The organism is Hymenobacter radiodurans (genome assembly GCF_004355185.1).
In the GTDB taxonomy this organism is placed as follows: Bacteria; Bacteroidota; Bacteroidia; order Cytophagales; family Hymenobacteraceae; genus Hymenobacter; species Hymenobacter radiodurans.
Window position 1 is genome coordinate 1,073,401 of the sequence record NZ_CP037922.1, and the last position, 13,860, is coordinate 1,087,260.

Annotated in this window: 10 protein-coding genes and 1 pseudogene; 4 read left to right on the top strand and 7 right to left on the bottom strand. The window is 49.6% G+C overall.

Annotated elements, in window-relative coordinates; all coding sequences use genetic code 11:
- Positions 1-87: 87 nt before the first annotated feature.
- Positions 88-690 carry a hypothetical protein gene (locus EPD59_RS05780; RefSeq protein WP_133271962.1) on the top strand — a complete coding sequence of 201 codons (603 nt, stop codon included), beginning with the start codon at positions 88-90 and terminating at the stop codon, positions 688-690.
- 83 nt (positions 691-773) lie between these two features.
- Here the strand turns inward: EPD59_RS05780 and priA are convergent.
- The 3 genes and pseudogenes from priA to EPD59_RS23520 all read right to left on the bottom strand — a co-directional run bounded on the left by priA (position 774) and on the right by EPD59_RS23520 (position 5,508).
- Positions 774-3,310: pseudogene (gene priA / locus EPD59_RS05785) on the bottom strand (replication restart helicase PriA).
- A gap of 159 nt (positions 3,311-3,469) precedes the next feature.
- Positions 3,470-4,894, bottom strand: a complete 1,425-nt coding sequence (locus EPD59_RS05790; protein WP_317128462.1) for a thioredoxin domain-containing protein — start codon at positions 4,892-4,894, stop codon at positions 3,470-3,472.
- Positions 4,891-5,508 carry a thioredoxin domain-containing protein gene (locus EPD59_RS23520; protein ID WP_317128463.1) on the bottom strand — a complete coding sequence of 206 codons (618 nt, stop codon included), beginning with the start codon at positions 5,506-5,508 and terminating at the stop codon, positions 4,891-4,893. The genes EPD59_RS05790 and EPD59_RS23520 overlap by 4 nt, the downstream gene beginning before the upstream one ends.
- A 30-nt stretch (positions 5,509-5,538) precedes the next feature.
- Between EPD59_RS23520 and EPD59_RS05795 the strand changes: the two genes are divergently transcribed.
- On the top strand, positions 5,539-5,883 hold the full coding sequence (locus tag EPD59_RS05795; protein WP_133271963.1) for a hypothetical protein: 345 nt from the start codon (positions 5,539-5,541) through the stop codon (positions 5,881-5,883).
- Between the two features lie 25 nt (positions 5,884-5,908).
- On the opposite strand, the gene EPD59_RS05800 is transcribed toward EPD59_RS05795, so the two are convergent.
- The 4 genes from EPD59_RS05800 to rpsF form a co-directional block, all read right to left on the bottom strand.
- Positions 5,909-7,399: a GSCFA domain-containing protein gene (locus EPD59_RS05800; RefSeq protein ID WP_133271964.1), complete on the bottom strand. Its 1,491-nt coding sequence runs from the start codon at positions 7,397-7,399 to the stop codon at positions 5,909-5,911.
- A 220-nt stretch (positions 7,400-7,619) separates the two neighbouring features.
- Positions 7,620-8,063, bottom strand: a complete 444-nt coding sequence (gene rplI, locus EPD59_RS05805; RefSeq protein WP_133271965.1) for a 50S ribosomal protein L9 — start codon at positions 8,061-8,063, stop codon at positions 7,620-7,622.
- Positions 8,064-8,172: 109 nt separating this feature from the next.
- Positions 8,173-8,424, bottom strand: coding sequence for a 30S ribosomal protein S18 (gene rpsR, locus EPD59_RS05810; protein ID WP_086593116.1), 252 nt, complete (start codon positions 8,422-8,424; stop codon positions 8,173-8,175).
- A gap of 7 nt (positions 8,425-8,431) precedes the next feature.
- Complete coding sequence (gene rpsF / locus EPD59_RS05815) at positions 8,432-8,809, bottom strand: 30S ribosomal protein S6 (RefSeq protein ID WP_133271966.1); 378 nt, start codon at positions 8,807-8,809, stop codon at positions 8,432-8,434.
- A gap of 451 nt (positions 8,810-9,260) precedes the next feature.
- Between rpsF and EPD59_RS05820 the strand changes: the two genes are divergently transcribed.
- Positions 9,261-10,610, top strand: coding sequence for a c-type cytochrome (locus EPD59_RS05820; protein WP_133271967.1), 1,350 nt, complete (start codon positions 9,261-9,263; stop codon positions 10,608-10,610).
- A 145-nt stretch (positions 10,611-10,755) separates the two neighbouring features.
- Positions 10,756-13,797 carry a TAT-variant-translocated molybdopterin oxidoreductase gene (locus tag EPD59_RS05825; protein ID WP_133271968.1) on the top strand — a complete coding sequence of 1,014 codons (3,042 nt, stop codon included), beginning with the start codon at positions 10,756-10,758 and terminating at the stop codon, positions 13,795-13,797.
- The last annotated feature ends 63 nt before the right edge of the window (positions 13,798-13,860 follow it).

A 13,860-nucleotide genomic window follows, 5' to 3' on the forward strand; every position in this document is an offset into this window, starting at 1 on the left:
TTCAAAACGACGATTTTATCCACCCCTTTCTACCTTTGGTCCGTACAAAACATCGTTTCCGTTTCTTTTAACCACATTTCACGCTCTATGAAACACTTATCCGGACTCTGGCACAAGCTAACGATGGTTGTAGCCGTAACCGCCGCTTTGAGTAGCTGTAATCGCGCCGAATACGCTATGCTGCCCAAAACAACATCGTATCATGGCACTGCACAGCGCGCCGTAACGGTAGCCCCGGCCACGGAGGCTGTTGCCGTAACCGAAGCTGCTCCCGTTGCCGAAGCCCCCGTAGCAGTTTCAGATGAAGTAGCTATTGCTCGCCCAGTTGAAGCACCTGCCGCCGCTGTAGCCACAACAGAAGCTCCTGCTACTCAGGCAATAGCTGTTGCGCCCGCAAAGGCTGCCGTAGCTCCCAAGCTGAACCTGATGCAGAAAGCCCTTGTGCAAAAAGTTGTTGCTAAAGCTGATAAAATGGCCGGTAAGATGGCTTTCAAGCAACGTTCGGAAGTAGCTTCTGCCGATGATACGACGGCTCTCAATAGTAACATCCGTAATGGTCTCATTCTGTTGCTGGTTGGTCTGCTAGTGTCGTTATTCACTGGTATCAGCGGCATTTTTGGCGTGTTGGGAGGTATTATCTCCATCATTGGTATTGTCTTGATCATCCTTGGCTTGCTCGATTCGTTGTAAGCCAATTGCAGTATTGATCATATAGTCATAAAAAAGCCCCCAGAAAGATTCTGGGGGCTTTTTTATGATTGAATCAATCGAAACTACATAGGGTCCACGTCGGCCACGATGCGGGCCTGCTTAAATTCCTTTTGGTCTTTCACCACGTTAATAGCTGCCAAAACATCCGCCTTAGCTTGCTTTAATACGGTGTGCTCGCGGTCAATCTTAACCGTGATTTCCTGTAAATAGAAGTTGCGAATACGGAAAATATAGGGCGCTTCAGGCCCCAAAACAGCTTCCCGGCCTAACCTTTCAACCAACTCTTGGGTGAGGAGAATGGCCGCTTGCTCCGCCAGCAGTTGATCTACGTGCTTCACCGTGAGCCGAATCACGCGCATGAACGGTGGAAAGCCGTACTCGCGGCGCTGCCCGATTTCGTACTCGTAAAATTCGAGGTAGTCGTTGCGGATTACTTTGTCGAAAATGACCTGCGTGGGGTCAGCAGTCTGGATAATGACTTTGCCCTTTTTTCCCTTGCGCCCAGCCCGGCCGCTCACCTGCACAAACATCTGAAATGCCCGCTCGTGTGCCCGAAAATCGGGGTAGTGAATGATGCTGTCGGCATTGATAATGCCTACCAGACTCACGTTGGCGAAGTCCAGACCCTTAGTTACCATCTGAGTGCCCACCAGCACGTTCGTCACTTGGTTCTCAAAGTCCGCAATGATTTGCTGATAAGAGTTCTTGGCGCGCGTCGTGTCCAGGTCCATGCGCTGCACGTTTGCGGCCGGCAGCATGATTTTGAGGTCGTCCTCTATCTTCTCTGTGCCGAAACCTACAGTTTTAAGAGCGCGGGATCCGCACGCGGGGCATTCTACGGGCATGCGGTCGTTGTAGCCGCAATAATGGCAGCGTAGCTCGTGGCTGTGCTTGTGGTAGCTTAGGCTCACAGCGCAGTTCTTACACTTCGGAATCCAGCCGCAGTCGAGGCAGTTGATGAATGGGGAGTAGCCGCGGCGGTTCTGAAACAGAATTACCTGTTCTTTCAAGCCCAATTTGCGCTCAATTTCACTGAGCAGTTCGGGCGTGAAATGGTTGTGCATCTTCTTCGCCTCGCGCTGCTTGCGCGTATCCACCAGCTCTATTTCAGGTAAACCAGCTTCGCCGAAGCGCTTCGTAAGCTGCACCAAGCCCCAGCGCCCAGCGCGGGTTTGATAGTAGGTTTCAACGGCTGGCGTGGCAGAGCCCAGTAGCGTTTTTGCCCCCTGAAAGTTGGCCATCATCAGAGCCACTTCCCGGGCATTATAACGGGGGGCCGGCTCGTACTGCTTGTAGCTCGACTCGTGCTCCTCGTCCACGATGATGAGCGCCAGGTTATCGAACGGCAGAAATACCGCCGAGCGCACGCCCACCACCACCTGAAACCGCCCCGAAAGCACCCCATTCCACACTTCCACCCGCTCGTTATCCGAGAATTTCGAGTGATACACGCCCAAGCGCGTCCCAAATACACGCATCAGACGGGTCACTATCTGGGCAGTCAGGGCAATTTCAGGTAGTAGATAAAGAACTTGCCCGCCACCATCTAAGGCATTGCGGATAAGGTCGATGTAAATCTCCGTCTTGCCTGCCCCTGTTACGCCGTGTAGGAGCACGATATCACGCTGGCTGAATTGAGTTAATACCTCGTCGCGGGCAGTTGTTTGAGCTTCACTCAGCGTAAAATGCAGTTTAGCTTCAGGCTCATCATCTAGCGGGAAGCGTGACACAATCACGTCGAACTGCTCCAGAACGCCGTTTTTGATAAGCGTATTCACAGCCGAAGGGGAAAGGTGCGGACTGCTGGTCAGGGCATTCTTCTCCAGCCCTCGATGGTTGGCGTGAATATTTTGGTACACCGGTACGCGCTGCAAATAGCGCATGAGCACGTCGAGCTGCTTGGGCCGGCCGGCCAGTTGGCCAAATAGTGCTTCTAAAGCGCTTTCCTCAATGAAGTGATGCGCCAGCCGAACTTTCTTCACCACTTTGGGGGAGTATTTATCGGCTAGGTGCTCAAACAGAAAGATAATATCCTTCTGCATCAGGGACTTAATCACCTTATGGAAGTTGCTATTGCCGAGTAGCTCACCCACTTCGGTGAACGTCATCGACTTGCCGTCTTCGGTGCTCAGCGCTGTTAGAATCTGCTGCTCCTGCTCGGAGATAGGGTAGGGGCTGCCATCGGCGATATACGCCGGGTGTAGTTGAATGCGCGACTCGGAGCTGAGCTTCAGCGCAGAGGGCAAGGCCGCATTAATGACTTCGCCCAGGGTGCACATATAATAGTCAGCCATCCAACGAAATAGCTTTAGCTGTGGCTGCGTCACGACGGGTGCGTCGTCGATGAATTCGAGAATGTATTTGGCTTGGTACTGGGCCGGCGGGGTTTCGTGTACGGCGGCTACAATGCAGCTAAGCGTTTTTTTGGCTCCAAACTGCACAATCACCCGCCCCCAATCACGACTTCGTCGTTCATCTCGTAGGGCACGCGGTAAGTGTACAGCTTGGGCAGGGGCAGGGGCAGAATCACGTCGGCAAACAGCGTGACGCGGTCGGTAGCCGCCGGCTCCGGCGAAACAAAATCAAAGGTGAGGCTCAACGGAAAGAATAGGCAAAGTCGGAAGGTAAAGATAACAGGAGATGCGGCGCGGACCCGCGCTTGCTTCATCCTATTCGTAAGAATGAGGTAGCAAACCTGCTTCTTTTAAAGAACAGCCACCGGAGGAAAATGCCCTAAAGCACTAGCTGCTATCCTTAGCTACAGCTGCGCTAATGCCTCAACCACAGTGTGAACCGGCTGTTGGCAAGCCCGGTTAAAACATACATAAAGAGTAGTTTGACCGTCAAGCGCCGTCCGGTGCTGCAACAATGGAAGCTCATCGGTAGGAGTGGGGCTACCAGCTAACACCGCATTGGGCAAAAAGTGCTGACTTAGCTCTTTTCGGATAGCTTCCGCCTTCGGGCCAACGATTGCAATTTCGGCCGCTGGCCGTAGGAAGGCAGCATACAAGCATGCCCAATTGGTGAGGTGTTGGGGCTCTTTTATTAATAAATCCTGCACTTGCGCGAGCATAGTTGCGGCCAACTCGCTTTGGGGGGCTTTTTCCAAGTGCAGGCCCAGCCGGTGTAGGTTATGCGCCATAATTGAGTTCGACGCAGGAATTACATTATCAAATAGCTCCTTTTTGCGAGCAATCAGGACCTGTCCATTGGCATCTGTGTAGAAAAATAAATGCTCTTTTGGGTCAAAGAAATTCTCCTGTACGTAGCCGGTTAATGCCTCCGCCTCGCGCAGCCATTGCACGTCAAAAGTGGCTTCATACAGATTGATATATGCTTGAATAACCAAGGCGTAATCTTCCAGAAAGCCTGCAATAGTAGCTCGGCCAGCCTTATAATTACGCCATAAGCCCGATCCATTACGCAGGTTGGATTGGATGAAATGGGCATTGCTTAAGGCTAAATCCAGAAAATCGTTGTCGCCAAAAGCGCGGTATGCATCAATGAGTCCGTTAAGCATCAGCGCATTCCAGCCTGTCAGGATTTTGTCGTCTGTACCGGGGCGGACACGTTTTGCGCGCGCTGCCATTATCTTCTTCTTCCAGCCTTTCACTAGCTCCGCGAGCACCTGGGGGGCAATTTCGTGGGCTAACGCAAAATCTTCATTTGATTGGCGGCGGTGCAGAATATTCTGGCCATGCTCCCAATTGCCGGTCGCTGTACAGTTGTAATAGGCAGAAAATAGCAGCTCTTCATCGCCCAGAATATCGCGCAATTCATCTTTGGTGAATACATAGAACTTGCCTTCCACGCCCTCGCTATCAGCATCCAGGGAAGAGTAGAAACCTCCCTCCGGGCTCGTTAGCTCACGCTGTACAAACTCGACTGTATCGTACACCACCCGCCGATATAACTCGTCTTTGGTCACCAGGTATGCCTCGGCATACAGACTTACAAGCTGCCCGTTATCATATAGCATTTTCTCAAAGTGGGGCACTAGCCACTCCTCATCAACGGAATAGCGAGAAAACCCGCCGCCTACCTGATCATAAATACCGCCCCACGCCATCTCACGCAAGGTTCGATTGATTTGATCGAATATACTTTGACCACCTATCAGATGATGGGCCCGTAACAGGAAGCGCCAGATACTAGGCATCGGAAACTTCGGTGCCCGGTTCATACCACCCCATTCACGGTCAAATTTGCCCCCAGGTTGTCTACTAGCAACTCAAACTGCTCGTTCGAAACCGCGGCTGCTGTAGGTCGCAAACTATATTTGGCCAGGTCGCTGGCCTGCAAAATGTTGGCAAACTGCTCGGCTGATTCATCCAATTCTGCCCGATGCTCTCCCTGATACGCCTGACCTATACTGGTAAGCAACTGGGTCCAGTTACGCGGCGGGAAATAGGTACCGCCATAAAATGGCTTTGCATCAGGGTTCAAAAACACATTTAGCGGCCATCCACCTTGCACACCCATCGCATGCACGGCATCCATGTATACCTGGTCCACGTCGGGCCGCTCTTCCCGGTCTACTTTAATACACACGAAATACTCATTCATCAGCTCTGCTACGCGCTCGTTTTCAAACGATTCACGCTCCATTACGTGGCACCAATGGCAGGCTGCATAGCCTATGCTTACTAGTATCGGTTTCTGCTCGGCTTTAGCCTTTTGCAATGCCTCCTCACCCCACGGATACCAGTTTACCGGATTATGCGCGTGCTGCAGCAAATAGGGGCTGGTTTCGCGGCTAAGAAGATTGGTATAAGCGGGCGTTTGGGAACTAGACATATTTGATAAGGCAAAATATGATGCTCTCTAATGAAGAAACCCGGCTATTGTAGCCGGGTTTCATTTTACGTTTCAGAAGTTGATTGGTCAGCCGATGTTGTTGGCTTTTTGCGCGGAGGCCTTGCACGTCGCTTCTGTGGTGCTTTAGCAGGTTTCCTCTCCGTTGTAGTAGGCGTTTCCAATGCTGGTGCTTTTGGAACTTCTAATGCCGACGAGTCAGCTGTGGACGTAATGAGTGTTGGCTGCTCTGCGGTAGGTGGCGCAAGCGTAACAGGCGGCTTGCGTCGGGCCGGACGAGCAGTTCTTGGCTTGCTTTCCGCTTTTGCAGTTACCGTTTTAGTGGGTTTGCGAGAAGTTTTGGCAGCTTTCACCTGAGCCGCTGTTCGCCGCTTAGGGCGCGCTAATACAGGCGTAGGCGTATCAGCAGCGGGTGTTTCCGCCTCACGTACCTCACCGAATGGTAATGCTTCCCCAGTATCGCCCTGAAGGGAAACCTCCACTGTTGTGTCCGTATAATCTGTAGTATTAGTTGGCGAGCTGGGGGCATTTCTGTTGCAGCTTCCGCTATTTCCGGTTGCAGTAAAGAGTTATCAGCACCCAAGATTTCACCATTCGCCGCGCTGGCCAGTGCCGCTGCCAACTGAGCAGCTTTTTTACGGCCGCTGCGCTTAGCGCCACCCCGCGACCGACGTTTTTTCTTGAATGGAGTGGCTTCTGTTGTCTCAAGTAATGGTTCCTCACTGAGTGGTTCCTCCTGAGTTGGAGCTAGGGCAGCAGGGGAGTATGAAGCAGCTGGAGCAGCTACCGTAGCAGGAGCATTTGCCAGCTGGGGGGCATTTTCAGTCTCTCCTATGTCAATGCGCTCTTCGTCATCAGCCTCTGGTACGAGAGCCGGACGAGGCTTAAGTGGTGCTGGAAGTGAGTGGATCTGTTTCTGCACCTCCCGAATCTCGGGCCGTACATCTACTTGGTTGCTAAGCCGCTGTAATCGAGCGAGCGTTGCCTCCAGAAATTGGCGGTGCTCAGGAGCGGCCGGATACAACGGCCGATGAGCCATTGCCTGGCGCACTGCATCCCATTCCTTCTGGAAGCGCCCAAAGTTGCTATCGAAATATTCGCGCGAGAAATGCTCCCAGATATACTCTTCCGCCACCGCTGAAGGGTGAATCATGTCAGCGGCATAGAACCGATAATCTCGCAAATCATCCGTTAGCAGCTCATACGCTGGAAAATAAGTCACATCAGGCAACAGTTCGCTCAGATAGTGACAAGCTACCCGCAATATCGATTTGCTGACTGCATTCAGTGGCAGCGTGTCCTTTATATGCCGTACCGGACTAACCGTTAATACGAAGCGCAGTTTTGGATTGCGGCGGCGCAACAAAGCATGCGTCTCAGCTATGGTATTAATAATCTCGTCGGGAGTAAGAAGCTCTTTCTCAAATTGGTCAGCAGCTACCTTATGGCAATTGCTCACTATTTCTTGTGTTTCACGCAACCGATAAGCGTAAGCCGTTCCCAGAGTTAAAACAACTACATCGGCCGTTTCGAGAAACTGGCCAGTACGCTGTAATAGCTCTTGAATATGCTGTAGTAGCTCCACAGGCGAGTCTGAGCCTAATGTAGCATGCAGGTCGTAGCTCTGCCAGCGGCCTCGTGCAGGTACCAAGTGCTGTTGCCAATCCGTATCTTCCCCAGCCGCGGCCCGTAACAGTTTGCAGGCCGACAGCGGATTAAAGACTGTACCAAATGGGTTGGTAAGCGACTGTACTTTGTAGTTATTCAGGCGGTTACCCAGTACATCTGAAAAGCAAGAACCTATGGTCAGCACGCGAGCCGCGAGCGATAAGGGGGAAGGATTAGGCGTGAGCGGTATTTCAGTACGAAACATCAGAATAATAAATGACCAGAAATAGGTCAATGGGTAAGCAACCTACTCAACTCTCCTCTTTTAGCCAAAACAGCAGCTTGCCACTTAGCTAGTGCCAGTGCTTTAGTTAGGCAATGCATACGGCATTCAAAATAGTATATCCCTTGACTTAAGGGGTGATAAGTAGTAAGAAAAAAGCCCCCAACACAGTGCTGGGGGCTTTTTCTTGGTGCGAAGCAGCTTACTCAGCTACAACATTGAAGCGAATCTGATGCTTTACTTCTTTGTGCAGGTTGACGGTAGCAGTGTACTCACCAACTGCTGTCGGCTCCTGATCAAAAGAAATACGCTTGCGATCCACGTCGATGCCTTTGGCTTTCAACGCTTCAGCCAGCTGAAGCGTAGTCACGCGACCGAAGATTTTACCGCTCTCACCTACTTTGGCGCGAATGTCGAAAGCCACTTCACCAATTTGGTTAGCTATGCTTTGAGCTTCGGTTTTGATCTTTTCAGCCTTGTGCGCCGCTTGACGTACGTTCTCAGCTACAATCTTCTTGTTAGTCTTGTCGGCTAGAATAGCCAATCCCTGCGGGAGCAGGAAGTTGCGACCATATCCAGGCTTTACCGTCACGATGTCGTTCTTGTAGCCCAGATTCTTTACGTCGTCTTTCAGAATTACTTCCATTGTCTGTATAAGAAGTGAGAAAGAAGAAAATAAAGTAAGATTGTCCTGCTGCTGCTAAGCCTCAGCAGACATTCTAGTCTCTAATTTCTGCCCTTCTCAGGTCTACAATCTATTTCAAAGAGTCGGTTACGTAGGGCATAAGAGCTAGGTGACGGGCTTTCGCCACGGCCTGAGCCACTTTGCGCTGGAATTTCAGGCTAGTGCCTGTGATGCGGCGGGGCAGCACGCGGCCCTGCTCGTTTACGAACTTCAATAGGAAGTTCGGGTCTTTGTAGTCCACGTACTTAATACCGTTCTTCTTGAAGCGGCAGTACTTTTTGCGGGTATCCTGCTTGTGGATCTTTTCGTTGGCGAGGCTCATCTTCTTATTATTGGGCAACTGCTTCCGATTGTTTCTGGGCTTTCTGCTGATTCATTTCTCCGTTGCGGCGGCGCTCGTTATATGCTACTGCATGCTTGTCTAGCACCGTAGTCAAAAAACGAATCACACGCTCGTCGCGGCGAAATGCTAGCTCCAGCTGGTCCACTATGTTACCTGAGCCAGAGAATTCTACCAAGTGATAATACCCAGTTGATTTCTTCTGAATTGGGTAAGCAAGCTTTTTGAGGCCCCAGTTTTCAGTGTTGATAATGTCGGCGCCATTTTCCTTAAGCACCTGCGAGAACTTCTCGATCGTCTCTTGCACCTGACCTTCGTTCAGAACGGGCGTCAGGAGAAAGACCGTCTCGTAATTTCTTACTTCCATTAGACGGGATGAAAAAATTTAAGTGAAAAACTAAATTAGGGGGCAAAGGTAGCTAAATCAGAGGATATCTGTATCAAGCGACACGCTTATTTTTCCTCTAAAGTGTAAAATCAACTTCCTGCCAAACAACTATATAGAAGAGGGAAGCATTAATTTTTGCCAAAACATTACTTACCATAAACTAAGTAAAACCTTTCACTGAAAACAGTAGTTGGAGTACTAACTGGCTACGATAATTGCCAAGAGTGCTAGTATATTGGACGTATGTCTGGCTAGTTGAGCTACAACACCTTATTCGGTGTCAAGGTGTTGTGAAGTGGGTTTTTGATGGGTTTTACTGTGTTTTCCTTTCCCAAAAATTAGAAGTGACGCTTTTGTTTCCTGCGTTTCCCGACCTACATTTGTGGCCTTAAGGCACCCCTGCGTTTCTTTTCCCCAGTGAATTTGTGCTATGGATAGCATCCGACTTCGTACCCTTCCCCATTTCTTTCTTGCTCTGTTTCTGACGTTTGTCTCCGTCGGCCGTGCCTCGGCACAGGACGTTGGCGCTGCTCCGGCCGTGAGTAAAGAAGGGGTAGCTCCCGGGGCTGCAGCTCAGGCTGCGCCCGCTGCTGCCGCAGGCGCTACTACCGGCGACGCCGCCGCAATCGCCGCTGGCGATGCCTTATATAAAGGTAACTGCGCCCAATGCCACGCCATCAATGAAGTGGTGGTAGGTCCCGCACTAAAGGATGTGCACAAACGCCGCCCAATCTCTTGGCTGATTCCCTGGATTAAGAATTCCAGTAAGATGGTAGCCAGCGGCGATGAATATGCGGTTAAGATCTTCAATCAGTACCAGAAGCAACAGATGCCCAGCTTCGCGTTGACGGATGCTGAAATTACCTCTATCATATCTTATATCGCCGCTGAGAGCGAGAAGCCTTCTCAAGTTACCGCAGGTGGTGCTACTGCCGGAAATGCTGGTCAAGCTGATGGTCAGGATACTGGAGGAGCAGGTGCTGACGCTAGTACTGGGGCGGGTCAATATGTTGATCTACTTTTAATCGTACTAGTAGTAGTCCTAATAGTATTGGTCGTAACACTGGTTATTATCGCCAATATCATGGGCGATGTACTGAAAGGCCGCAAAGACCTTGATGGACGCGACGTAGAGTTACTTGATCAAAAATTTGACTTCAGCAAAATATACAAGTCCAATCTCGTACGCGGTTTAGCTGTGGGTCTGTTTGTACTTGTAGTTCTATATGAGTCGGTTCAAGGTGTAATGGCCATCGGTCTGGATCAAGGCTATCAGCCAACCCAACCTATTGCCTTCTCGCATAAACTACACGCTGGCGAGAACCAGATCAACTGTGCCTATTGCCACACGAGTGTATATAAAAGCAAGAGCGCGAATATACCTTCGGCCAACATCTGTATGAACTGCCACTCGCAGATTAAAACAGAGTCGCCTGAAATCAAGAAGATTTATCGTGCCATCGAGCGCAAGCAGCCTATCCAGTGGGTGCGAGTGCACAATCTGCCAGATTTGGCATACTTCAATCACTCTCAGCACACACAGGTAGGCGGAATTGAGTGCCAGACTTGCCATGGTCCTATCCAGAATATGGAAGTGGTGTACCAATATTCGCCCCTGACCATGGGCTGGTGCATTAACTGCCACCGTGAGCAACCCCTTAATACTAAAGGCAATGGATACTATGACAACCTCGTGAAATTACACGATGCTGCCAATCAGGGTGCTGCCTTCACTGTTTCGTCGAATGGTGGTACCGAGTGCTCTAAATGCCATTATTGAGTTATCGCATAGCTTAAGCGCTACTACGTTTACTGATAGCATTTAAGTCTTTAAGCTCAGAACCTTAAAATAATACGTCTTACTTATAGGTCGAAGCTGAGCTGCTCTCATGCTTTTGGATCTCTAAGAATATAAGTCAAACAAAATGCAAGAGTCGCCTAAATACTGGAAAGGAATCGAAGAGCTAGAGAACTCACCAGAGTTTGCAAAGAATGCTTTCAGCGAATTCGCCGATTTCCTGCCGGTGAGCGAAAAAAATAGCTCTACTGACGCCACTGTCTCTCCTCGTCGTGACTTTTTGAAGTTAATGGGCTTCAGCTTAGCTGCTGCTACTTTAGCTAGCTGTGAGGCTCCCATTCATAAGGCAATTCCTTACCTAAACAAACCAGAAGAGGTTGATCCAGGTATTGCCAACTTTTATGCTTCAACTTATTTTAATGGTTCGGACTATAACAGCGTCTTAGTAAAGACCCGTGAAGGCCGGCCGATCAAGTTAGAGGGCAATCCAGAGTCGCCAATCACGCGCGGTGGCCTATCAGCGCGTGCTCAGGCTTCTGTTTTGAGTCTGTACGATAGCGCCCGTCTACAGCATTTCGCAATCAAAGGCCAACAAGCTGACAAGGATCGTGTTGACCAAGAGATCCGCAGTAAGCTTGCTGCTACACGGGGCAAAATTGCTATCGTATCACCAACCATCATAAGCCCTTCTACTAAAAGAGCTATTGCTGAATTTGCTTTGCGCTATCCTACCACGGAGCACGTGATGTACGATGCTCAATCGCAGTCGGCGTTAATTCAAGCGAACGGAGGTGTATTGCCTTCTTTCGATTTTAGCAAGGCCAATGTGATTGTGAGCTTAGGGGCTGATTTCCTAGGTACTTGGATATCGCCAGTGGAGCATGCTCATCAGTATATCACCAATCGCAAAGTGTCGAGCGACAAAAAAACAATGTCGCGTCATTTCCAGTTTGAGACCAATCTTTCTCTAACTGGCTCCAACGCTGATGTACGTGTGCCACTCAAGCCTTCAGAAATGGGGCAGGCTACATTAGCATTGTATAATGAGGTAGTTGGTGGCGGTGCTGCTTCTACGTTTAACAATGCACAATTAAAGAAGGCTGCAGCCGAATTAAAAGCCAACAGAGGGCGTAGCTTAGTAGTAGCTGGCTCTAATGATCTAGCTATCCAAACGCTTGTTGCTGCTATCAATCAGTCGTTAGGTAATGTAGGTGCAGCAATAGATACTACTAACCCTTCAATGGTTCGCCAAGGAGATGATGCTCGCATGCTCCGTCTCGTAAACGAGATGAATGCAGGCAGTGTAGGTGCTGTTATATTCTATCATGCTAATCCTGTTTATGATCATCCATTAGCTGCGAAGGTGAAGTCAGGGATTGCCAAAGTGCCTTTGAGCATTTCCTTGAACGACCGCTTAGATGAAACAGGAACCCTTTGCTACTATGCCGCTCCTGATCATCATTATTTAGAGTCATGGAATGACTATGAGCCCAAGCGTGGCTCGTTGAGTTTAGCCCAGCCTACGATTTCGCCATTGTTTGCTACTCGCCAAGCTCAGGATAGTTTACTAACATGGGCTGGTAATCCGCAGAGTTATTACAATTTCTTGCGTGCGAACTGGCGGAGTATTCTGGGGGGCAATTTTCAGCAAGGCTGGGATAAAGCCGTTCATGATGGAGTTGCTAGTGGCACACTTATGCCTGCAGCAGCTGCTCCGAGTGCCGCTGCAATTGATGCTACTCAAGCTATTAGTTCCATAACCCGCGCACCCAAAGGTTCAGGTATTGAATTCTCGCTTTACGAGAAAGTAGGTATTGGAAATGGTTTCGAAGCTAATAACCCTTGGCTACAAGAACTCCCTGACCCAATATCGAAAGCCACTTGGGGTAATTATGTATCTGTGCCACGAGACATGGCTGTAACCAATGAATGGGAGCAGGGTGATATGGTTAAGCTTACCGCTAACGGTATATCGATTGAACTTCCTGTTCTCATTCAACCTGGTCAAGCGAAGGGCACCGTTGGTGTCGCTGTAGGATATGGTCGTGAATTAGCTGGCAAAGTAGGGAGCAAAGTGGGAGCTAACGCTTACCCATTAGCAACCGTCCGCGATAATTCATTACAGTATAGTGGTACTGTTACTTTAGAGAAGACAGGTGCAAAGTCACCGATAGCTCAAACACAGACGCACCATACGGTCATGGACCGTAAGCCAGTAGTTCAAGAAGCTACGCTGGCCGACTATATCAAGAATCCGAAAGAAGTAACTGAATACGATAAAATTGCCACTCCTGATGGTCTGGAGAAACCAAATAAGGTTTCCCTGTGGCAAGATTACGAGTACAAGAATCACCACTGGGGTATGGTCATCGACCTGAACTCTTGTATCGGATGTGGTTCATGCGTGATTGGTTGCCAAGTAGAAAATAATATAGCAGTAGTAGGTAAGCAGGAAGTAATTAATCGTCGTGAGATGCATTGGTTACGTATCGACCGCTATTACAGCTCCGATACTACCAAGGAAGATTTCGCTGAGAAGGGTAAATTAGATACTTACGCGGCTATGGAAGATCCATCGGAAAATCCGAGTGTGATCTTCGAACCAATGCTATGCCAGCACTGCAACCACGCTCCTTGTGAGACTGTTTGCCCAGTACTTGCTACGACTCACAGCAGTGAAGGCTTGAATCAAATGACCTACAATCGTTGTGTGGGTACACGTTATTGCGCTAATAACTGTCCATATAAGGTGCGGCGCTTTAACTGGTTTTCTTACTATACGAATGAAAAGTTTGAGGCTGTGAACGGACATATGTTCACAGACCTCGGCCGCATGGTCTTGAACCCAGACGTAACTGTACGGGCGCGCGGTGTAATGGAGAAATGCAGCTTCTGCGTACAGCGCATCCAACTTGCTAAGCTGGAAGCCAAAAAAGAGCGTCGTCGTCCAGTAGATGGTGAGGTAGTAACGGCCTGCGCCCAATCTTGCCCAACACAGGCTATTATTTTTGGTGACCTACGGGACCCTAATTCTCGGGTTTCACAGGTGACGCGTCGGGAAGATGGCGAGCGTGGCTTCCATGTACTTGATGCTATAAACGTGCAGCCAAACATCACGTATCTAACTAAGATTCGTAATGTGGAGCCAAGCAAAAAGCTAACAGTTTAGAAACAGCGAAGAGACAAGATATTATAACACTGATATAAGAACCTGTCTCGCCACTTTTTACAT